The sequence below is a fragment of the Chelatococcus sp. YT9 genome (assembly GCF_018398315.1).
In the GTDB taxonomy this organism is placed as follows: Bacteria; Pseudomonadota; Alphaproteobacteria; order Rhizobiales; family Beijerinckiaceae; genus Chelatococcus.
Genome location: NZ_JAHBRW010000001.1, coordinates 3,631,646 through 3,652,364, shown reverse-complemented (window position 1 = coordinate 3,652,364; position 20,719 = coordinate 3,631,646). Strand labels below are relative to the sequence as shown.

The 20,719-nt window shown below is 62.8% G+C and carries 17 protein-coding genes; 5 read left to right on the top strand and 12 right to left on the bottom strand.

All coding sequences use genetic code 11. The features are described from left to right. Window positions 1-16: 16 nt before the first annotated feature. Window positions 17-748, bottom strand: a complete 732-nt coding sequence (locus KIO76_RS16850; RefSeq protein ID WP_213324339.1) for an RlmE family RNA methyltransferase — start codon at window positions 746-748, stop codon at window positions 17-19. After that, a complete protein-coding gene (locus KIO76_RS16845) occupies window positions 748-1,863 on the bottom strand; it encodes a Ppx/GppA phosphatase family protein (RefSeq protein ID WP_249729934.1) in 1,116 nt (371 codons plus the stop codon). Before KIO76_RS16845 ends, KIO76_RS16850 begins: the two co-directional genes overlap by 1 nt. 416 nt (window positions 1,864-2,279) lie before the next feature. Here KIO76_RS16845 and KIO76_RS16840 point away from each other — a divergent pair, with 416 nt between their 5' ends. Then, window positions 2,280-3,182 (top strand): outer membrane protein, encoded by a 903-nt coding sequence (locus KIO76_RS16840; protein ID WP_213324338.1) that lies wholly within the window; start codon window positions 2,280-2,282, stop codon window positions 3,180-3,182. A gap of 292 nt (window positions 3,183-3,474) precedes the next feature. Further along, window positions 3,475-3,603, top strand: a complete 129-nt coding sequence (locus tag KIO76_RS31420; protein ID WP_283771446.1) for a hypothetical protein — start codon at window positions 3,475-3,477, stop codon at window positions 3,601-3,603. A 116-nt stretch (window positions 3,604-3,719) separates the two neighbouring features. Here the strand turns inward: KIO76_RS31420 and KIO76_RS16835 are convergent, their stop codons facing one another. The 8 genes from KIO76_RS16835 to eda form a co-directional block, all read right to left on the bottom strand. Continuing rightward, complete coding sequence (locus KIO76_RS16835; protein ID WP_213324337.1) at window positions 3,720-4,172, bottom strand: hypothetical protein; 453 nt, start codon at window positions 4,170-4,172, stop codon at window positions 3,720-3,722. Between the two features lie 189 nt (window positions 4,173-4,361). Continuing rightward, entirely contained in the window at window positions 4,362-5,225 is an 864-nt protein-coding gene (locus KIO76_RS16830; RefSeq protein ID WP_213324336.1) for a DUF2189 domain-containing protein, read from the bottom strand. Window positions 5,226-5,523: 298 nt separating this feature from the next. Beyond that, complete coding sequence (locus KIO76_RS16825; RefSeq protein ID WP_213324335.1) at window positions 5,524-6,222, bottom strand: ABC transporter ATP-binding protein; 699 nt, start codon at window positions 6,220-6,222, stop codon at window positions 5,524-5,526. Between the two features lie 4 nt (window positions 6,223-6,226). Beyond that, entirely contained in the window at window positions 6,227-7,510 is a 1,284-nt protein-coding gene (locus KIO76_RS16820; protein WP_213324334.1) for a lipoprotein-releasing ABC transporter permease subunit, read from the bottom strand. A 39-nt stretch (window positions 7,511-7,549) separates the two neighbouring features. Then, window positions 7,550-8,872: a proline--tRNA ligase gene (proS, locus tag KIO76_RS16815; RefSeq protein ID WP_213324333.1), complete on the bottom strand. Its 1,323-nt coding sequence runs from the start codon at window positions 8,870-8,872 to the stop codon at window positions 7,550-7,552. A 657-nt stretch (window positions 8,873-9,529) separates the two neighbouring features. Further along, window positions 9,530-10,042: a DUF192 domain-containing protein gene (locus KIO76_RS16810; protein ID WP_213324332.1), complete on the bottom strand. Its 513-nt coding sequence runs from the start codon at window positions 10,040-10,042 to the stop codon at window positions 9,530-9,532. Window positions 10,043-10,422: 380 nt separating this feature from the next. Further along, window positions 10,423-11,049, bottom strand: coding sequence for a cold-shock protein (locus tag KIO76_RS16805; RefSeq protein WP_213324331.1), 627 nt, complete (start codon window positions 11,047-11,049; stop codon window positions 10,423-10,425). 207 nt (window positions 11,050-11,256) lie between these two features. Beyond that, a complete protein-coding gene (gene eda / locus KIO76_RS16800) occupies window positions 11,257-11,898 on the bottom strand; it encodes a bifunctional 4-hydroxy-2-oxoglutarate aldolase/2-dehydro-3-deoxy-phosphogluconate aldolase (RefSeq protein ID WP_249729624.1) in 642 nt (213 codons plus the stop codon). A gap of 242 nt (window positions 11,899-12,140) precedes the next feature. Between eda and KIO76_RS16795 the strand changes: the two genes are divergently transcribed. The 3 genes from KIO76_RS16795 to zwf all read left to right on the top strand — a co-directional run bounded on the left by KIO76_RS16795 (window position 12,141) and on the right by zwf (window position 18,350). Beyond that, a complete protein-coding gene (locus tag KIO76_RS16795) occupies window positions 12,141-13,124 on the top strand; it encodes a heparan-alpha-glucosaminide N-acetyltransferase (RefSeq protein ID WP_213324330.1) in 984 nt (327 codons plus the stop codon). A 147-nt stretch (window positions 13,125-13,271) separates the two neighbouring features. Beyond that, complete coding sequence (gene mfd / locus KIO76_RS16790) at window positions 13,272-16,793, top strand: transcription-repair coupling factor (RefSeq protein ID WP_213324329.1); 3,522 nt, start codon at window positions 13,272-13,274, stop codon at window positions 16,791-16,793. Window positions 16,794-16,871: 78 nt separating this feature from the next. After that, window positions 16,872-18,350, top strand: a complete 1,479-nt coding sequence (gene zwf, locus KIO76_RS16785) for a glucose-6-phosphate dehydrogenase (RefSeq protein WP_213324328.1) — start codon at window positions 16,872-16,874, stop codon at window positions 18,348-18,350. Window positions 18,351-18,482: 132 nt separating this feature from the next. On the opposite strand, the gene hutC is transcribed toward zwf, so the two are convergent. Together hutC and KIO76_RS16775 are read right to left on the bottom strand one after the other, a co-directional pair. Further along, window positions 18,483-19,241: a histidine utilization transcriptional repressor HutC gene (gene hutC / locus KIO76_RS16780; protein ID WP_213324327.1), complete on the bottom strand. Its 759-nt coding sequence runs from the start codon at window positions 19,239-19,241 to the stop codon at window positions 18,483-18,485. Further along, the gene (locus KIO76_RS16775; protein WP_213324326.1) at window positions 19,238-20,608 is read right to left on the bottom strand and encodes a formimidoylglutamate deiminase; all 1,371 of its coding nucleotides are present in this window, start codon (window positions 20,606-20,608) and stop codon (window positions 19,238-19,240) included. The genes hutC and KIO76_RS16775 overlap by 4 nt, the downstream gene beginning before the upstream one ends. Window positions 20,609-20,719 lie beyond the last annotated feature (111 nt).

Below are 20,719 nucleotides of genomic sequence, written 5' to 3'. Positions count from 1 at the left end.
CCGCATGGAGGGTTAGCTAGGGGCTCTCCGCAACCTCACCATCGGACGCGCCGCGGCCCCTGAAGCCCATGGCGAGTACATAAAGCTCCGAAGAATCGGAGCGGCTCGCCGCTGGCTTGACGTGGCGCACGTCCCGGAAATCACGTTTAAGGTCCGCCAGGAGGGCGTTCTCGGTGCCGCCTTGCAAGACTTTCGCAACAAAGACGCCCCCGGGCGCCAGAATCTGACGCGCGAAATCGGCGGCGGTCTCGGCGAGACCCATGATCTTCAGATGGTCGGTTTTCTTGTGACCCGTGGCGTTGGCAGCCATATCCGACATGACAACATCCGCCGGTCCCCCGAGCAGGGCGATCAGGCGGTCAGGTGCTTCGTCGGCCAGAAAGTCGAGCTCGATAAAGTCGACGCCCGGCAGCGGATCAATGGGCAGGAGATCGATGCCGACGACACGTCCCGGCCCTTCCCCGTCTCCCTTGATCCCGACTTTCGCCGCCGCGACCTGGGACCAGCCACCGGGCGCGGCGCCGAGGTCAACGATGCGCTGGCCGCGCTTGAGGAAATGGAACTTGTCGTCCATCTCGATGAGCTTGAAGGCGGCACGCGAGCGATAACCTTCGCGCTTCGCGCGCGCGACATAGGGGTCGTTCAATTGGCGAGCGAGCCATTTCTGGGAGGCGAGAGACCGCTTGCCTGCAGTCTTGACGCGCACCTTGAGCGCGCGGGGCGCATCGCCTGAACCCTTCGACTTCATCAGTCCCATCCACCACGCCAAACGCCATCCTCGCGCATAAGCGTCATGAGGATACCCTCGCGCAAGCCCCTGTCGGCGATCCGGAGGCGCTCGCTGGGAAAGGCACGACGAATTGCCTCAAGGATGGCGCAGCCTGCCAACACCAGATCCGCCCGCTCGCTGCCGATGCAAGGGTTGGCCATGCGCTCCTCGTAACCGGTCTCGAGCAGGTGATCGATGACATTCGAGACCTCGCGGTCAGCCATCCACAACCCGTCGACCCGCCGGCGATCGTAGCGCGGCAAGGCAAGATGGACACCCGCTATCGTCGTCACGGTTCCGGATGTCCCGAGAAGATGAAAGCCGCGTTTAGAGGCTGCAATGCCGGCCCGCTCGGCGAAACCAGCGACAAGGCCCGAGACGTGGGATACCATGGCTTCAAAGGACTCGCGCGTGACGTCCGCTCCGCCATGCTGCTCCGCAAGCGTCACAACGCCGGTGGGCATGGATTCCCAGGCGCGTACGCGCTCGCCCGTCTCTCTTCGACCGGACAGGCCCGCGCCCTCGAGCCAAATGATCTCCGTGGAACCGCCTCCGATGTCGAAGACGATAACAGCGTCAGCATCGGGGTCGGCCAGATTGGCGCAGCCTGTTACGGCGAGATACGCCTCCGTCTGCCGGTCGACCACTTCCAAGGTGAGACCGGTCTCGCGCTCAACCCGCTCGATGAATTGCCCGCCATTTACCGCCGCGCGGCAGGCCTCCGTCGCAATGAGGCGCGCACGGACCACGCCGTTGGCGTCGATCTTAGCGCGGCAAATCTTCAGAGCTTCGATGGCACGCGTGATCGCCGGCTCGCCGAGCTGGTTCTCGCGCGCCAAGCCCTCCCCGAGGCGTACGATGCGTGAGAACGCATCGACCACCCGAAAGCCCCTGTAGGTCGGTTCGGCAACCAGCAGCCGGCAATTGTTGGTTCCGAGATCGAGTGCAGCGTAGGTAGCCGTCCTCACCCCGCTGCGGCGCCATCGCCGGCGGCGGCCGCGCCGACGCGGCTTCCTGACCTGTCGAGGAAGTTCCTCCACAGCGTCGCCCTGTCGCGCCAGAACAGCGATGCTGTCGGCGCCCGCATCATCCATGACCACCACGGCCGTAAATCCTTGCGCGGCCGAGGACCAGCTGCCTCGCCACGCTCTCATTCCGCGCCAGAGTAGCAGTGCAACGCATGCAATGCCAAGCGCTAACCCCGCAGGACGCCACGACAGTGCCCCCCGCAGGCGCATGCGTCCGTAGTCGCGTCGAAACAATACGAAGATCCAGGCCTAACCATGAACTAGTGGAACATGTCTTCCCAAAGATATATTCATAACCAATCATATACCATGAGGCAAAAAACAACGATAAATGGCAATAAACCTGCACGTTATCCCGCCTACCATGCGTAATTTGCAATGATTACGGCAATTGTGCACTGGATACTTTGCATTGAGATGATCCCTATTGTTATTTTACGCTTCATTTTTCTTTAATTATAATGCAATCGCGAGAAAATACGATGCACGTAAGCTATTTCATGGCAGGACTGGCCCTCGTCGGCGTAATTGGAGTCACGACCAATGCGTCCGCGGCGGATTTTTCGACCCCCCGTCCCTCACCTCCTGCGCCCATTCCGCCTGCCTTCACATGGACCGGTCCCTATGCCGGCGTGAACGCGGGCTATGCCATGGGCCGTCTTCGGACGAAGGTCGGGTGGGCCGGCCGGCAGGACGCCATTGCCGCTGATCCTGCATTCATAACCGGGCTCGGCGCGGCACGACGGTCGCGCGGCAGCTTCACCGGTGGCGCGCAAGTCGGCTACAACTACCAGATGGGTTCAGTCGTGCTCGGCGTCGAGGCGGATTTCAACGCGCTCAAGATGAAGCGCAGTGCCTTGGCCACCGCTCGCCTCGTCGATGAAGGAACCGGAGAGACCGTCGATGCAGCGCTGCGCAGCAGCCAGTCCCTGCATTGGCTGGCAACGCTGCGCCCACGCATTGGATGGGCCGCCTTTGACCGTTTCATGGTCTACGGCACCGGCGGCCTCGCTGTGGCACGGGCAAGCCAGCGTTCGCAGGGTTTTCTTTCCGTCACGGGCGCGAGCGTGGCGCCGGTCGTTGATCCGACCATCGATCCAGCCGCAGCCGAGCCTGCCGCCGTCGCGCCTGCACCCACCGCCGGTCTCTTCGGCACAGTGGGAAAAAGCGGGTCGGGATACCGTTACGGCTGGGCTCTCGGCGCTGGCGCCGAATACGCCGTCACGGACGATATCTCCGTGAAGGGCGAGTTCCTGCATGTGCAGATGAAGGGACGCAACGTCGCCGCAGCCCCCCTTGATTCCGCGACCGCGGGTGTCGCTTTCGGCGCCCGCAATTCGTCCGCAGTCCAAATGTTTCGCGCCGGGCTGAACTACCGGTTCTGACTGCAGCCCCACGAGATCAGTCGCAGCCGCCCGCGCCGGACAGGCGCGGGCGCTCTGCCGTCGGGGCAGGTGCCGTCGCCGCCGGAACAGAAGCTGCGCGTGTGGTCATGCCGAGGGAGTCGTTTTCCGATAGTGCCGTCCGCTCTTGATAGCCCGTTCCGCTCACGGACGGTGGTGACAACGCGCGATCGTGGCGATTGACTATCTTGGCGATTGCCCAGATCGCCGAGGTTCGCCATAGTGCCCGGTGAAATCCTTACGGCGTCTGCCGTCATTCTTATATGGAGACCTCATGGCCACCTCAGATCCCCATGGCTCGGTCGGCACCCCCGAAGAATCGGGTATGCCGGCAAGCCTTTTCGTCACCACCATCCTGGTTTCGTTCATTCTGATCGGCGTTTTCACTTTCAGCCATTTCTGATCGTTTTCACAAGAACGGCGCCCTCTCAGGGGAGAGCGCGCCGTTTCGATTCGCGTCAAACGCTTGCCTGGTCGAGGTCTTGCCTGCGGCTGCCGACGAAGGCCTCTCTCGTTTGGTCAGAGCGTGACGATACGCAGGACCTGGCGGGTGAGCGGGTTCACGAAAACCATCTTCCGGTCAGGCGATATGAAATAAGAATAACTCGCCATGGCCGGCATGATCACATGGCTGCTCCACCCGCGGACCCCGAGGCGCATGAAACCTGTGCCCGTCGGCATCCATTCAAGTTGGCCGATACCGGGGGCGAAGGCCACGTAGCCAGTCGCGGGAATGGCGCTGACCGTATGGGTCAACGGGACATAAGCCGGCAAGATGCTGCCCGGTATGACCTTGATGCCACTCGCGACGGTCGGAAGAACGCCTTCGACGAGGGTCGTTCCGAAGCCTGTGACGGCAACGGCCCGCGTCGTTGCCACGACTGGAGCCGCGGTGACATAGGTTTGAGCAGAGGCACCGGCAATGCCGGCCATAAGGCCAGCGGCAACACCCATAATGAAAAATGACTTCATGACAACAACTCCTGTGCACAATCGCATCAGCAGAACCATCCGGAGAAACGGTTGTTCCACAGGATAAATTGCAACCAAAGAGGGAGTTGGGGCTGTGAGCGCACAAAAGGCAAGAAAGGCGCGTCAGAGCCTCATCGTGGTTACGAAAATGCTAATGGCTTGCCTGGTAAATCCGCTCCACCTGGTTATTCAAGGCGCCGTGAGGCGTCTGTAGAGATGCCACGTGGCGTGGCCAAGGACCGGCATGACCACGATCAGCCCCACAAGAAGCGGCAGTGAGCCGAGGACGAGCGCGCCAGCGACGATCGCTCCCCAGGTCAGCATCGGCACTGGATTAGTCGTAAAGGCGCGTATGGATGTTGCGACGGCCGCAACAATGCCAGCATCCCTGTCTATCAGCAGCGGAAAGGAAATGCTGCCCGTCATCAACACCACAAGGGCGAACAGGAAGCCGACGCCACCTCCGATGAGGATGAGCGCCCAACCCGCTGGTGTACCAAATACATCGGCGATGAACTGGTCCATGGATGCGGGATAGGCTGGCCCGAGCGTGAGGTGGTAGATGCCCATCGCGACAAGCAACCAGAGCAAGAAAAACAGGGTCATGACGAAGCCGAGCATGGCGACCGAGCCGAAGGCCGGCGAGGAAAAGACCTTGAAAGCCTCGAACCAGCTGCTCTGCTGCCCCAGTTCTCGACGTCGGCTGACCTCGTAGATCCCTGTTGCGGCAAACGGTCCAAGCAGAGCGAAGCCGGAGGCGAGCGGGAAGATGAGGTGGAGCATCGAGCGGCCGACAGCCAACTGGCTCAATATAAGCCCCGCAATCGGATAGATCAGGACCACGAACATTACGTCCGAGCGGTAGCTGATGAAATCCTGCCACCCTCGACGGAGCGCCTCCCGGAGATCGCTGAAACCGATGCGATTGACATGGAGTCGCCGCGCACGGACGGCATCTCCTGGGTGGTAGACGGCATTGCCGAACCCGCCCGCGACCTGGGCAGTCTGGTTCAACTGCGACCACGTCCATTCTACCGGATTACGTATCGTCATCTCGCGCTCCCGAGCGAACAGTCGGCAAGGCCGCTGGCGCGAAACGGCGAGGTCTTCTCAGGCTTGACCGCCGGCCCTCAGAATGGCCGGTGAGCCTGTCCGATCAGTGCGTCCTCGATCTGGAGCGGGCGCTCTTCCCGAACGTCCGACGCCGGGGACGAGGTTCCGTCTCACCACAGCGACGATCAGGGGAATGATACGCCTCCTCCCCGCCCGGATCAAATATCCAGCGCGAGCTCCCGCTCCCCTTCGCGTCGCGGCTTTTCGGCTGGGAATGATCAAGATCGCGGCCGGGCGTTCAATCCATCTGCACGACGAGACCATCGTGGATCGTCACCCGACGGTCCATTCGGCGGGCGAGGTCGAGGTTATGCGTCGCGATGACAGCGCCGACGCGCGATGCGCGCACCAGCGCGATCAACGTGTGAAAGACGTGATCCGCGGTACTGGGGTCGAGATTGCCCGTCGGCTCGTCGGCGAGGAGCACGCGGGGGCCATTGGCTACCGCCCGGGCAATCGCCACGCGTTGCTGCTCACCACCGGACAATTCGGCCGGGCGGTGCTTCAGACGTTGCCCGATGCCGAGAAAGGTCAGGAGATCGGTGGCGCGCTGCTCCGCCACCTTACGGTCAAGCCCTCGAATGAGCTGCGGCAACACGACGTTTTCGAGCGCCGAGAACTCCGGCAGAAGGTGGTGGAACTGATAGACGAACCCGATATCGACGCGCCTGAGTCGTGTGCGTTCACCGTCATCCAGTTCGACCGTCGGCTTCGCGCCGATATAGACCTCCCCCGCGTCCGGCCGTTCGAGCAAGCCCGCAACGTGGAGGAGCGTCGATTTACCCGTCCCGGACGGGGCAACCAATGCCACGATCTCGCCCGGCCAGACCGCGAAGTCGGCGCCGCGAAGGATATCAAGCGTTGCCGATCCCTGGATGTAGCGCCGCTCCACGCGGGACAGGAACAGGGCGGGGGGCGGAGGCGCAGCGGTACTCATCCATTCATCCGTAACGCAAGGCTTCGACAGGATCGAGCCGCGCGGCCCGCCAGCTTGGATAGAGCGTGGCAATAAGCGACAGCACGATCGCCATCGTAACCACCGTCACGACCTCTCCCGGCTCGATCACCGCCGGCAGGCGGCTGAGAAAATAGAGTTCCGCCGGAAAGAGGTTGGTGTTGGTGAGCCAGGACATGAATGCGCGGATCCGCTCCACATTGAGCGTAATGAGCAGGCCGAGAAAAAAGCCCGCGATCGTGCCCACGATGCCGATGGACGCGCCGGTGATCAGGAAGACCCGCATGACGGCGCCACGGGTTGCTCCCATCGTCCGCAGGATGGCGATGTCCTCGCTCTTGTCCTTCACCAGCATAATGAGGCCCGAAATGATGTTGAGCGCCGCCACCAGGACGATGAGGGTGAGGATGAGGAACATGACATTTCGCTCGACCTCGAGGGCCGAGAAGAACGTGCGATTCCGCTGCCGCCAGTCGCTCATCATGATCGGGCGGCCGGCAGCCGCATCGATGCGGTCACGAGCCGCGTCGACGTCGTCCGCGTTGCGCAGGAAGACTTCGATGAGGCTCACGTCGCCGTCACGATTGAAGAAGGCCTGGGCCTCCTGCATCGGCATATAGACGAACGATCCGTCGAATTCCGACATGCCGATCTCGAAGACCGCCACCACGGGATAGGCCTTGATACGCGGCGCCACGCCCATCGGGGTCGCCGAACCACGCGGCGAGATGATGGTGACCGTATCTCCCACCCTGACACCGAGAAATTCCGCGAGCCGCCGGCCAATGGCAATGCCACCCTTCTCATCGAAACCGGCAAGCGTGCCCTCACGGATGGTGTTTGCGATGAAGGGGATACGTGTGATGTCCTGCTCGCGCACCCCCCGGACAAGCGCTCCGCCGTTGTTGCCGCTCTGGGAGGCGGAAGCGAGCGCCTGCCCTTCGACGAGGGGAACCGCGAGCGTCACGCCCTCGACACCGGCGATTCGCTGCGCCACGGCGGCATAGTCGGTCAGCGGCTGCTCGATCGGCTGAACGAAGATATGGCCGTTCACGCCGACGATCTTGCTGAGGAGTTCCTCGCGGAAGCCGTTCATCACCGACATGACGACAATCAAAGTCGCCACGCCCAACATGATGCCCAGAAAAGAGAAGCCGGCGATGACGGAGATGAATCCCTCACGCCGCCTTGCCCTGAGATAGCGCGATGCCAGCATCCACTCGAAAGCAGCGAAGGGACGCGTCGAATCCGACCCGGGTTCTGCGCTCATTCTTTGCCCGTTTCCGGCTCCTCGTTTACGCACAAGGGATTAACCCGCGACTTTGTTGACAGCCTCCTCGACGGAGAGCAGCTCGCGCTCGTCGCTGCCGCGCCGCTTCACCTCCACCTTTCCGTCCGCGAGGCCCTTAGGCCCGACGACGACCTGCCACGGCAAGCCTATCAGGTCGGCGGTAGCGAATTTCGCGCCGGGCCGGTCTTCGGTGTCGTCATAAAGCACCTCGCGGCCGCGGAGGTTGAGCGCCTGATAAATTTTGAGAGAGGCCTCATCTGTCGCCACATCCCCCACCTTCAGATTGAGGAGCGAGACATCGAACGGCGCAACGGGTTCAGGCCAGATGATGCCCTTGTCATCGTGGCTCGCCTCGATCAACGCGGCGACGAGGCGCGAAGGGCCGATGCCATAGGAACCCATGTGAACAGGTACTTCCCGGCCATCCGGCGAGGTCACGGTCGCGCCCATCGGGGCCGAGTACTTCGTGCCAAAGTAGAAGATGTGGCCCACCTCTATGCCACGGGCCGAAAGCTTCTCGCCGTCGGCAATGGCCGCGTATCGCGCCGCGTCATGCTTCTCGGATGTCGCGGCGTACAGAGAAGTCCAGGAATCAACGACCCGCTGGAGGCCCTCCACATCGTCGAAATCCGTGTCGGCGCCGGGGATCGGGAAATCGAGGAAGTCCTTGTGGCAGAAAACTTCGCTCTCGCCCGTGTCTGCCAGAATGATAAACTCGTGGCTGAGGTCACCGCCGATCGGCCCGGTGTCGGCCTGCATCGGGATGGCTCTGAGGCCGAGCCTCGCGAAGGTCCTGAGATAGGCCACGAACATCTTGTTGTAGGAGTGACGCGCCGCCTCCTTGTCCAGATCGAAGGAATAGGCGTCCTTCATCAGGAACTCGCGCGAGCGCATGGTGCCAAAACGCGGCCGGATCTCGTCCCGGAACTTCCACTGGATGTGGTAGAGATTGAGCGGCAGGTCCTTGTAGGACCTCACCGAGGCGCGGAAGATCTCGGTGATCATCTCCTCGTTGGTGGGGCCAAACAGCATCTCGCGCTCGTGGCGGTCGGCGATGCGCAGCATCTCCTTGCCATAGGCGTCATACCGGCCGGATTCGCGCCAAAGCTCTGCCGACTGGATCGTCGGCATGAGAAGCTCGACCGCACCCGCGCGATTCTGCTCTTCTCGAACAATGGCCGAGATCCGGTTAAGGACCTTGAGCCCGAGCGGCAGCCAGGCATAGATCCCGGCCGATTCCTGACGGATCATGCCGGCACGCAGCATGAGGCGATGAGAAACGATTTCCGCTTCCTTGGGCGTTTCACGCAGGACGGGAAGGAAGTAGCGGCTGAGGCGCATCGGGACCTTGCATCAAGAGACTTAGGAGATCATTGAGATTCGAGAGGACCGACACAACACCTCTGTCGCCAAAAAGACAAGCAGTCCCCCGTCATATTGCGATTCACGCCCTGTTCTTTGCGCACCAGGGGGCATCGTAGCTCCCACGAACACTGCCTTGCGGCCTTACGCTCCCCGGCACATCGCGAGGCGGCGGCAACTTGTGCATCGGTCCAATGCCTCTGCCGCCTAATGTGAAGGCATTCTGGCCGCGGCTTTCTCTTGCATCTCAAGCCTCTCGCAGCGCACTGCCTGCAATTGCAAAAAATGCAGGCATGCTATGCTCAAAAGGATGACAACCCGTTTTAGATCGACTATGGATTGTGGCGGATGAATGTCCTGACCGGGGTTAACTGGTATCAGGATACGGTCCAGGTCTCGGGAGGAAATATCGCCGTTCAGAGAAAAAGCGTACAGACGCTTAGTTGGAGGCGATAAAAGAAAATCCATTCTCGAAAGCAAGGCGAAAGCCTTGCTTTTTTTCTGGGCCGCCGCTTAGAGACGCTCGCAACGCGATGTCAGCCGCTCCCTTATCGTACAAAAAGATTCAGGAGCGCGTCATAAATGGCTGATTTTCAATATTTTTCGCCCGCGCGATCTAGGATGGCAATGCGGCGTTCACCGAAACATCGGATGGGCGATGCGATCGCCTGGCTTTGCACCGATGCGCGCCGCCGTGCCGGCGTTCAATTCGAGGACGCCCAGGACGGGCTCACCTGACGGAATGAGACGCTCCGAGAATGGCTCTGTGTGCTCCTCGATACGCGCGATAGTGCCATCTTTGCGGATGAACAGCATGTCGAGAGGCAAGTAAGTGTTGCTCATCCACATGGTCACCGGCTGCACCTCCTGAAAATCGAAGAGCATGCCGCGATCAGCGGGCAGGTAGCGGCGTTCCATCAGGCCGCGGCCACGCTGCGCGGCGGTTCGCATCACCTCCACGGAGAAGACATGCCGACCGCTCGCTGTGCTGATCGTGAGGTCCTCAAGACCGGTTTCGGCATTCACCAGCATGATCGCATCGCCCGGATGCGGCTGGCCCTGCGCGGGCGGAATCCAGACGAGGGGCGCCAGTAACGCGGAGATCAGCAAAAGCTTGAAAGCCGCAGCGAACCCGGTGAACACGACCATGGAAACCCTCTTGAGGCAAAGCGCGGCGATGGTCGCTTACGTTCTCATCGCAGACAAGATGCGTTCGATCGCGCCTCCCCTATCACATCCTACGAGGAAGCGATGCGAGGTTCCGCTTCTCACGAAGGAACCGGCGTGACGGTCGCTGACTTGACAGAACAACACGCGAGCGCCGTTCGGGCCTGAACAAGCCGAACGGACGCTCCCCACTGCAAAAGGCGATCAATTGCCGAGTCCATGGCCAGCCCACGGAAGCCACCATGGATCGCCCAGATAAGTCAGTTACCCCATCTAAGTTTTGCAACCGTAACGAAAATTGACTAAAATCAGTAACTTGGTGGTAAAATCAGATAAAAGGATTCAAGTCGTTCACTGAAGACTTAATGCGATGCCGGCGCCGTACCGCCATCGAGTGGACGAACCTCCGCAGCCATCAGCCCTTTTGGACCATTGCCGAAGCGGACAAGCACCATCTGCCCGGGCTTCAGTTCCATGAGGCCGTAGCGACGCAACGTTTCCATATGAACGAAGATGTCGGGCGTCCCCTCGCCGCGCGTAACAAAGCCAAACCCACGCAGACGGTTGAACCATTTGACCTCGACCTGCTCGAGCCCGCTTGTCGGGACGACCGTCACACGGGTGCGGGCAGGAAGTTCGGAGGGATGAATCGCCGAAGTTTCATCCATCGAGATGATGCGGAAGGCTTGAAGCCCTCGTGCGCGTTGCACCGCCTCGCAAACCACACGCGCGCCTTCGTTGGCGGTCTCATATCCGTCGCGGCGAAGGCAGGATACATGGAGGAGTACGTCCGGCATTCCGTTGTCTGGCACAATGAAGCCAAACCCTTTGGAAACGTCGAACCATTTGATGCGCCCAACCACTTCAACGAGATCGAGCGGGGGTTCTCCCTCGGCAACGTCGGTTGAGGAGAGGCCAGAAACTGCCTCGTCTGCTTTCTGTTGTCCGATTTTCGGACCAATTAAACTTGTTTCAAAATCGTTGGACATGGAACCACCAGCCGAATCACAAATGTCAATTTACAAGTCCGAGAATAACATCGCGTCCTAGGCGGCAAAGTCAGAAAGGCATGCGCTTGGCCCACCCGCCATGGAGATATCTTAAAATCTTATTGCACAGGGAAAAGAAAAAAACGACAGCGGGAGCACAACTTTCCGTTGCACTCCCGAATGTTAGACAGCTGGAAGCGCCATCACTCAGTTATCACGCAAGGCGTCCACGCGATCGCGCGCGTCATGTGCGAGCATACGAATCTGTCCCCAGTTGCGCTCCGTGACAGCCTTTAGCGGAACGAGCCATGAACCGCCGACGCAGATGACCTCTGGCAAGGTAAGGTAATCTTTCAGATTGTCGGGATCGACGCCGCCTGTCGGACAGAAGGTGGCGTCCGGGAAGGGGCCCGAGAGCGCCTTCAGCATCTTGACCCCTCCGGCTAGGCCCGCGGGGAAGAACTTCACCAACGAACGGCCGAGCGCCATGGCGCTCATCAGCTCTGACGCCGTTGCCACGCCGGGCAGCCAAGGCAGATCAGCGGCAACAGCGGCATGATGCAGCGCCTCATTGAAGCCCGGGCTGACCGCCACGGAAGCGCCGGCGTTCTTCACGGCCGCAAAATGTTCCGGCAACGTCAACGTGCCGGCGATGACGAGCACATTGGGGCATTTGCTGGCCACCGCCTCGACAGCCTTTAGGCCCGCAGCCGTCCGAAGCGTCAGCTCAACGACGTCGATGCCACCATCGGCCAGAGCCTGCGTGAGAGGAACCGCCGCTTCAATATCCGGAACCGTGACGACGGGGACCACGCCGCACCGCCGGATACGCTCTACATAACCTTGCATCAGTCCATTCCCATTTACGCGTTCGAACGGTCTACTGCCGTGCAAAACCATAACCGACGAAGATGTCGGTCACTATGCCTTTGCGGCGATGGCGATCCAAGAATCATCAGCGACGGTGATCCGCAACCCGCCAGCCGTTGAAATTACCATCCGAAGGACGCGCGGTGTCAGAATCATCCCGCATCTGTCACATCACTGATCTTGCCTGACCTTTTGCCAACAGCATTGATGAAGAGCCACCCGTGGACTTCCACACATCACCAGCCCAGCCTGCAAGCCCCCTACGTCCCCGCCTCCCTATGGTCGATGTGGCCCGCGGCGTCGCGATCGTCGCGATGGTCATCTATCACTTCAGCTGGGATCTGAGCTTTTTCGGCCTGATCGAAACGGATATCGCCACGGCGCCGGGATGGCGGCTCTTCGCCCGGATGATCGCCGGGTCCTTTCTCGGCCTCGTTGGTATCGGCCTGGTGCTTGCCCATGGAGATCACATCCGCTGGCGTCCCTTCCTACGGCGCCTCGGCCTCCTCGTTCTGGCGGCTGCGGCGGTCACGCTTGGCTCTTATTTCCTTTTCCCGGAAAGCTTCATCTTCTTCGGCATTCTCCACGGCATCGCTCTGACGAGCGTGCTGGGCCTTGCGTTCGTGCGGCTGCCCTGGTTCGTGACAGCGATCGCCGCGGCGATCGCATTCGCGCTGCCGCAAATCGCCTCATCCCCCCTATTCAATGCGCCCGGCTGGCTCTGGCTCGGCCTTGCAACCCGTGTTCCCACAACCAACGACTATATCCCGCTCTTCCCCTGGTTCGGCTGCGTGCTTGCCGGCGTGGCGGTCGCCAGGCTCATCCTGAGACGCGCGCCCCTGCCGGCTTGGCTCAGCCAGGACGCGGCAGGCCCCATAGCCCGAGGGCTCGGCATCGCCGGACGGCACAGCCTCCTCATCTATCTCACCCATCAGCTTGTCCTGCTAGGCGTACTCTGGGCTTTCATCCAGGTGGTGCAGCCTGCGCGCACCACGCCGTTCCAGCGCAGTTGCGCCAAGGCATGCGTCGACAACGGCAGCGATGCCGTGACCTGCGCGCGTTATTGCAGCTGCGCCAGCGATGCCATCACGCGCCTCAACATGTGGGAGAAGATGAGCGCCAACAGCCTCCTGCCGCAGGAAAGGCAACAGCTGAGCGGAGCCTTCCAGCAATGCCGCGCCGGTGCGGAACGCCCGGCACCCTGAGCATGCGTCCACGCGGGGCCCTTCTCTCAAACAGCATACCCGTGGACATGAGTCGTTGAGTAGCCGCAATTGCGGGCTTATACGTCCCAGTCCGCGATGAACGCTCGCACGTCAAGCCTCTGCTTTTTGTCTGAACAGGTCGATCCGATGAATCCGCTCCAACGCGCCGTTGATGCCCTTCGGCGGGGCGATAACCCGTTGCTCACCAGCGTTGCCGATGGGCAAGACGGGCTCATTATCGCTGATCTGTCGCGGGCACTGGCCGGTGAAGACAATGCCGCCGCGCTCGTCTATGTGCTGCGCGACGACCGCCGGCTCGCGGCGACAGAGGCGGCTCTGGGCTTCATCGCGCCCGAGCTCGAGGTGCTGAGCCTGCCGGCCTGGGACTGCCAGCCCTATGACCGGGTCTCGCCCACCGCCGCCATCACGGCGCGTCGCATGATGGCGCTGGCGCGGCTCGCATCCTCCCGCTCGTCGGCAGAGAAGCCGCGTCTCCTTCTCACCACGGTCAACGCGCTGTTGCAGCGCGTGCCGCCCGTGTCCCTCATGGCCCGCGATAGCCTCTCAGCCGCGCCGGGCAATACGGTCGACATGGACGCCCTCGTGCAGTGGCTAGAGGTCAACGGCTTCCAGCGCACCGCGACGGTGCGCGACACCGGTGAATATGCGGTGCGCGGCGGCATCGTCGATCTCTACGCGCCGGGCCTGCCCGAGCCGCTGCGCCTTGATTTCTTCGGCGATACGCTCGAGTCGATCCGCGCCTTCGATCCGGAAACCCAGCGCACCACGCATCAGCTGCGCTCCCTCGATCTCGTGCCGATGAGCGAGGTGAAGATCACCACCGATACCATCCGCCGCTTCCGCCAGGGCTATGTCACGGCGTTCGGTGCCGCGACCCGCGACGACACGCTCTATGAGGCCGTGAGCGAGGGGCGCCGCCACCCCGGCCTTGAACACTGGCTACCGCTCTTCTATGAGGGGCTGGATACGCTCTTCGACTATGTGCCGGGCGTGCCCTTTGCCTTCGATCCCCTCGCGGAGGACGCGGCTGGCGAGCGGCTGGCCCAGATCAAGGATTATTATGACGCGCGCCGCGCGGGTCCGGCATCCAGCGCGACCGGCGGAGCTCCACCCTACAAGCCACTCCCACCGGAGGCCCTCTATCTCGGCGAGCGGGAATGGAGCGAGCGTCTCAAGGCCGGAGCCACGCTACGCTTCTCGCCCTTCGCCCAGCCTGAAAGCGAGGCGCGCCTCATCATCGACGCGGCCGGCAAGACGGGCCGCAATTTCGCGCCGGAACGCGCCGACGGCACCGTCAATATCTTCGAGGCGGCGGTCGCCCATATCCGCCATCTTCAAGGAGAGGGGCGCAAGGTCGTCGTCGCGGCGTGGTCGGAAGGCTCACGCGAACGCCTCGGCTCGGTTCTCGCGGATCACGGCCTGAAGAAGGCGACGCCGGTCGGGCGGCTCTCCGTCGCGCTCGGCCTGCCGGCCGGCGAAGTCGGGCTCGCGGTCTGGGGATTGGAAGCCGGTTTCGAAGTCGGCGATCTCGCGGTGCTCGGCGAACAGGACATCCTTGGCGACCGGCTCGTCCGTCAGACACGCAAGTCTCGCCGGGCACAGGATTTCATCTCGGAGGTGTCGAGCCTGTCCGCCGGCGATCTCGTGGTGCATGTCGATCACGGCATCGGCCGCTTCGTCGGCCTGCAAACCATCGACGTGGCAGGTGCACCGCACGACTGCCTCGAGCTGCACTATCTCGGCGGAGACAAGCTCTATCTGCCGGTCGAGAACATCGACCTGCTCTCGCGCTACGGGTCCGAGGATACGGAAGTCGCCCTCGACAAGCTCGGCGGAGCGGCCTGGCAGGCGCGCAAGGCCAAGCTGAAGCAGCGCATCCGCGAGATGGCAAGCGCCCTCATCAAGGTCGCGGCCGCGCGTGCCCTCAAGGAGGCGCCGCGCATTGTCCCGCCACATGGGCTCTACGATGAATTCGCCGCCCGCTTCCCCTATGACGAGACCGAGGATCAGCAGAATGCTATCGATGCGGTGCTGGAGGACTTATCCTCGGGCCGCCCGATGGATCGCCTCGTCTGCGGCGACGTCGGCTTCGGCAAGACGGAGGTCGCCCTGCGCGCCGCCTTCGCGGTCGCCCTCTCCGGCCGACAGGTCGCGGTCGTCGTGCCGACGACGCTCCTGGCGCGCCAGCATTTCCGCGCCTTCGAGGAACGCTTCCAGGGCTTGCCCATCAAGGTCGCGCAAGCCTCGCGCTTCGTGCCGGCCGCCGAACTGAAAGCCGTGAAGGCCGGGCTTGCCGACGGCACCGTCGACATCGTGGTCGGCACTCACGCGCTGCTCGGAAAGGCGATCCGCTTCAAGGACCTCGGCCTGATCATCGTGGACGAGGAGCAGCACTTCGGCGTCAGCCACAAGGAGCGCCTGAAGGATCTCCGCGCCGAGGTGCATGTGTTGACGCTGACCGCGACGCCCATCCCGCGCACGCTGCAGCTGGCGCTGACCGGCGTGCGCGAGCTGTCGCTTATCGCCACGCCTCCAGTCGACCGCCTGGCGGTGCGCACCTTCATCTCGCCCTTCGACCCGCTCTCGGTTCGCGAGGCGCTGCTGCGCGAGCGGTATCGCGGCGGCCAGTCCTTTTACGTCTGTCCTCGCATCGAGGATCTCGCCGAGGTGAAGTCATTTCTCGACCGCGAGGTGCCCGAGGTGAAGGTGGCGGTGGCGCACGGCCAGATGGCCGCAGGCCAGCTCGAGGATGTGATGACGGCTTTCTATGAAGGCAAGTTCGACCTCCTGTTGTCGACCACTATCGTCGAGTCAGGGCTGGACATTCCCCGCGCCAATACCCTGATCGTCCATCGTGCCGACATGTTCGGCCTCGCGCAGCTCTACCAGCTGCGTGGCCGTGTGGGCCGCTCGAAGCTGCGCGCCTATGCGCTGCTGACCGTGCCGGCCAACCGGCGGCTCACACAGAGTGCGGAGCGGCGGCTCAAGGTGCTGCAGTCGCTCGATACGCTCGGGGCGGGTTTCCAGCTCGCCAGCCACGATCTCGATATCCGCGGCGCCGGCAACCTCCTCGGCGAGGAGCAGTCGGGCCATATCAAGGAAGTCGGCTACGAGCTCTACCAGCAGATGCTGGAAGAGGCGGTCGCCCAGCTCAAGGCCGGCGTCGAGGAGGCCGAGGAGGAAGCCTGGTCGCCCACGATCACCATCGGCACGCCGGTGATGATCCCCGACAGTTTCGTGCCCGATCTCGATGTCAGGCTCGAACTCTACCGGCGGCTGTCGACCCTCGACACCGACGCCGAGATCGAGGGCTTCGGCGCCGAGCTCATCGATCGCTTCGGCAAGCTGCCGGAAGAGGTGGAGCAGCTTCTCAAGATCGTCTCGATCAAGGCCCTGTGCCGGCGGGCCAATGTGGAGAAGGTCGAGGCAGGGCCGAAGGGCGTCATCGTCTCCTTCCGCGACAATGCCTTCGCCAATCCCGAAGGGCTCGTCGCCTATGTCGCCGAACAGGGATCGCTCGCCAAGGTGCGGCCCGACATGCGCATCGTCTTCATCGACGATTTCGCGACGCCGGCGCACCGCCTCAAGGGAACCACCGTCATCATGCGCGATCTGGCAAGAATCGCCGAGCGAAAGAAGGCGGCGTGACCAATAGGTGTTTGCGATGCAATCTTGGCTGAAAGAGCACGGCGCTGCCGCCGAAGTATGTGAGGAGAAAATGTCCGCATGGCCAGTCGCGTGATCCCCGTACCGCCATTCACCCTCGTCATCTTTGGCGCGACGGGCGATCTCGCCCAGCGCAAGCTTCTGCCCGCCCTTTTCCATCGTGACCTCGCGGGCCAGCTGCCGGACGAAGCCGTCATCATCGGCACCTCTCGGCGCGATCTCAGCGATGACGAATTTCAGGCATTTGCCCGCAAGGCGATCGCTGACCACGTGCCGGCACATGAGCTGCAGGAGGAGCCGCTCGGCCGCTTCCTGCATCGCCTGTCCTATGTCAGCACGGAGGCGGGCTCGGATCGTGGCTGGGACAAACTCGGTGCCCGCTTGGCCGGTAACAACGGCCATATCCGCGTGTTCTATCTCGCCACCGGGCCAGATCTCTTCGGGCCGATCTGCGAACGGATCGGCAGCCATGGCTTCGTGGACGAGCACACCCGCGTGGTGGTGGAAAAGCCGATCGGCAAGGATCTCGTGTCGGCGCGAGCCGTCAACGACGCTGTTGGCAAGGTCTTCCCCGAGGAGAGCGTCTACCGCATCGACCACTACCTGGGGAAGGAGACGGTTCAGAACCTGATGGCGCTCAGATTTGCCAATGCGCTGTTCGAGCCGGTCTGGAATGCCGCCCATATCGATCACGTGCAGATCACGGTCGCCGAGTCGCTCGGGCTCGAAGGCCGCGCAGGCTATTACGAGACGGCCGGCGCGATGCGCGACATGGTGCAGAACCACATCCTGCAGCTGCTCTGTCTCGTCGCCATGGAACCGCCCACCTCGATCGCCGCCGATTCCGTGCGCGATGAGAAACTGAAGGTGCTGAAGTCTCTCGTTCCCATCGATGCGACCAACGCCGCGGCTCTCACAGTCCGCGGTCAGTACAGGGCCGGCGCCTCTGCCGGTGGAGCCGTGCCGGGCTTTCTGGAAGAACTCGGTGCGCCGTCGAGCCGCACCGCAACCTTCGTGGCGCTCAAGGCCGAGATCGCCAACTGGCGCTGGGCGGGCGTGCCCTTCTATCTGCGCACTGGCAAGCGGCTTGCAGGCCGCGTGTCCGAAATCGTCGTCACCTTCCGCAAAATCCCGCATTCAATGTTCGGCAACGATGCCGGGGACATTGAAAGCAACCGGCTCGTCATCCGCCTGCAGCCCGACGAAGGCGTGAAGCTGTGGCTGATGATCAAGGATCCCGGGCCGGGCGGCATGCGATTGCAGCATGTGCCGCTCGACATGACTTTCGCTGAGGCCTTCGGCGCACGCAATCCTGACGCCTATGAGCGGCTGATCCTCGATGTGGTGCGCGGCAATCAGACACTGTTCATGCGCCGCGACGAGGTGGAAGCCGCCTGGACCTGGGTGGACCCGATCATCGACGCGTGGCGCAACACGACCGAAGGGCCGAAGCCCTACACCGCCGGCACCTGGGGCCCCTCAGCCGCCATCGCCCTGATCGAGCGCGACGGCCGCACCTGGTATGAGGACGGGGTTTAAGACCTTCTCCTGAGGTGCCCCGGCGCGCCGCGCCGACCTCTCCCCCGCCGGGGAGAGGTGAGAAACGGCAGCTGTGACGCTTTACTTTGTCGGATTGCCGGGACGAGCCCGGCCATGACGGAAAAACCCGTTCTATTCCTGTACGGGTGTGAAGGTCGCGGACAGGTAATAGAGGCTGCCGGGGAAGACCTGGCGGGCATGGGTGATCGATTCGCCCCCGCGCCAGGTGCGGCGCTCAACGGCGAGACAGGCCGTTTCCGGTGCTATGTCGAGGGACGCGGCGTAGGCTTCGCCCGCATTGAGCGAGCGGATGCGGTGCTCGGCCTGCGTCCACGGCACATGGCCGAGCAGCCATGTGCCGGGTGGTTCCTGCGCGAAGTCGACCTCGGCGGCAAGCGGCACGGCGGCGAGATTGAGGCGCCGCTCTTCGAACGCGAAGGGGACACCCGCCGCCACATGGCGGCAGGTCAGCATGAGAACGTCCGTCCCTGCCTCGACCACCAGAAGCTCGCGGTCCTCGCGCGTGGCGCGGCGGCGACGACTCGAAAGCAGCTCGTAGTGATAGGTCTGGCCGCGCCTGATGATCTCGGCCTTGATGTCGGGGATTTCGAGCACGGCTGACTGGACCTGTGGCCGCGCCACGAAGGATCCCGCGCGACGACGCCGCTCGATCAGCCCGATTTCAGCCAGTCGCGACATGACCTTGTTCACGGTCATGCGCGAGCAGCCGTATTCCTGCATCAGCTCATGTTCGAAGGGAATGCGATAGCCAGGCGGCCAGGCCCCGGACACGATTTTGCCTTCGATATCGGCCCTGATCCGCTGGTGAATGGAGTCGGGCTGTCCACGCTTCAGCGGCGTCGTGATGTCAGGGGCGGCAGCATCGTTCATTCAGCCAGAACCTTGGCGAGCGTCGCCTTGTAACGCGCTGCGATGGCATCGCGCGCCACATGGCGCCCAGCCTTGACCACCTGCCGCCCGTGGCGCCAGACGCAGTCGACGATGGGACGACGCGCGGCAAATATCCAGCCGTCCACGATACGATCGTCGCGCTGCCCTTCCACAAAGGCAGAGGGGTCAAGAGAGACGATGTCGGCCACAGCGCCGACCGCCAGATCCATGGGCGCGACGCCGAGCGCACGCGCGCCACCTTGACGAGCCGCATCGAACAGGCTGCGCCCCGTCGATCTGCTGGCGCCGGCCGCCATCACATTGCGGCTGCGCAGCGCCAGTCGCTGGCTGTATTCGAGCATCGCGAGCTCCCCGGGCACATCGATCAAGATGTTGGAATCAGTACCGACACCATAATAGCCGCCCGCGTCGACAAAACGATCGGCCGGGAAAATTCCGTCGCCCAGATTGGCCTCGGTCAAGGGACAGAGGCCCGCGGTCGCGCCACTCGCCGCGAGCGCAGTGGTCTCGGACTCGGTCATGTGGGTGGCATGGATCAGGCACCAGCGCCTGTCGACCGGCGTGCCGTTCGCGGCCATCGCCTCGATGAGCCATTCGACGGGTCGCTTGCCGCTGAAGGCGACGCTGTCCTCGACCTCCTTCACCTGCTCGGCAACATGGATGTGGAGCGGCCCTTCCTGAGCCAGTAGAAGGACCTCGACCAACTCTTCAGCCGTGACGGCCCGAAGACTGTGCGGGGCAAGGCCCAGATTGGCGCCGGGCAGATCCTTGATGCTCGCACGCGCGCGCTCCATCAACAGTCCGAATCGATCGAGCGAGTTGATGAAGCGGCGCTGGCCCTCGGCCGGGGCCTGCCCGCCGAAACCGGCATGGGCATAGAACACCGGCAGCAATGTCAGCCCAATGTTGGTGGCCTCCGCAGCGGCGGCGATCCGCGCGCTGAGCTCGCCGATATCGGCATAGGCGGCGCCGTCACAGTCGTGGTGCAGATAGTGGAACTCGCCGACGCGGGTAAAGCCCGCCTCCAGCATCTCCGCGTAGGCAAGCGCCGCGATGGCCTCCACATCCTCGGGCGTCAACCGGTCGAGAAAACGGTACATCACCTGCCGCCAGCTCCAGAAGCTGTCGCGACTTTCGCCGCGTACTTCGGCAAGGCCCGCCATGCCGCGTTGGAAGGCGTGGCTGTGGAGGTTCGGCATACCGGGCAGGCCGATGGCGTGGCGTTCGTCGCCGGGCTCGGCCGCAACCCCGGCCTCCACCGCGGCGATTTGTCCAGCCTCGATGTGGAGGCGAACCCCATCGTGCCAGCCATCCGCCGTCAGGGCCGATTGAAACCACAGAACCATGTCACTCTCCCATCGACTGCGCTTGACAGCATCTTATATGTCTATACAAAGAATATGTATAGGCATTATACTGCATCGGTCCGAAAAGTGGACCGCGGTTTTCGGACAAAG

Excerpts from the sequence above, each read along its gene's own strand:
- KIO76_RS16835 (WP_213324337.1), bottom strand. The coding sequence starts at position 4,172 with ATGAAGTCATTTTTCATTATGGGTGTTGCCGCTGGCCTTATGGCCGGC.
- KIO76_RS16825 (WP_213324335.1), bottom strand. The coding sequence starts at position 6,222 with ATGAGTACCGCTGCGCCTCCGCCCCCCGCCCTGTTCCTGTCCCGCGTG.
- hutC (WP_213324327.1), bottom strand. The coding sequence starts at position 19,241 with ATGAACGATGCTGCCGCCCCTGACATCACGACGCCGCTGAAGCGTGGA.
- KIO76_RS16840 (WP_213324338.1), top strand. The coding sequence starts at position 2,280 with ATGCACGTAAGCTATTTCATGGCAGGACTGGCCCTCGTCGGCGTAATT.
- KIO76_RS16845 (WP_249729934.1), bottom strand. The coding sequence starts at position 1,863 with ATGGATGATGCGGGCGCCGACAGCATCGCTGTTCTGGCGCGACAGGGC.
- KIO76_RS16850 (WP_213324339.1), bottom strand. The coding sequence starts at position 748 with ATGAAGTCGAAGGGTTCAGGCGATGCGCCCCGCGCGCTCAAGGTGCGC.
- KIO76_RS16820 (WP_213324334.1), bottom strand. The coding sequence starts at position 7,510 with ATGAGCGCAGAACCCGGGTCGGATTCGACGCGTCCCTTCGCTGCTTTC.
- proS (WP_213324333.1), bottom strand. The coding sequence starts at position 8,872 with ATGCGCCTCAGCCGCTACTTCCTTCCCGTCCTGCGTGAAACGCCCAAG.
- KIO76_RS16805 (WP_213324331.1), bottom strand. The coding sequence starts at position 11,049 with ATGTCCAACGATTTTGAAACAAGTTTAATTGGTCCGAAAATCGGACAA.
- KIO76_RS16830 (WP_213324336.1), bottom strand. The coding sequence starts at position 5,225 with ATGACGATACGTAATCCGGTAGAATGGACGTGGTCGCAGTTGAACCAG.
- zwf (WP_213324328.1), top strand. The coding sequence starts at position 16,872 with ATGGCCAGTCGCGTGATCCCCGTACCGCCATTCACCCTCGTCATCTTT.
- mfd (WP_213324329.1), top strand. The coding sequence starts at position 13,272 with ATGAATCCGCTCCAACGCGCCGTTGATGCCCTTCGGCGGGGCGATAAC.
- eda (WP_249729624.1), bottom strand. The coding sequence starts at position 11,898 with ATGCAAGGTTATGTAGAGCGTATCCGGCGGTGCGGCGTGGTCCCCGTC.
- KIO76_RS16775 (WP_213324326.1), bottom strand. The coding sequence starts at position 20,608 with ATGGTTCTGTGGTTTCAATCGGCCCTGACGGCGGATGGCTGGCACGAT.
- KIO76_RS31420 (WP_283771446.1), top strand. The coding sequence starts at position 3,475 with ATGGCCACCTCAGATCCCCATGGCTCGGTCGGCACCCCCGAAGAATCG.
- KIO76_RS16810 (WP_213324332.1), bottom strand. The coding sequence starts at position 10,042 with ATGGTCGTGTTCACCGGGTTCGCTGCGGCTTTCAAGCTTTTGCTGATC.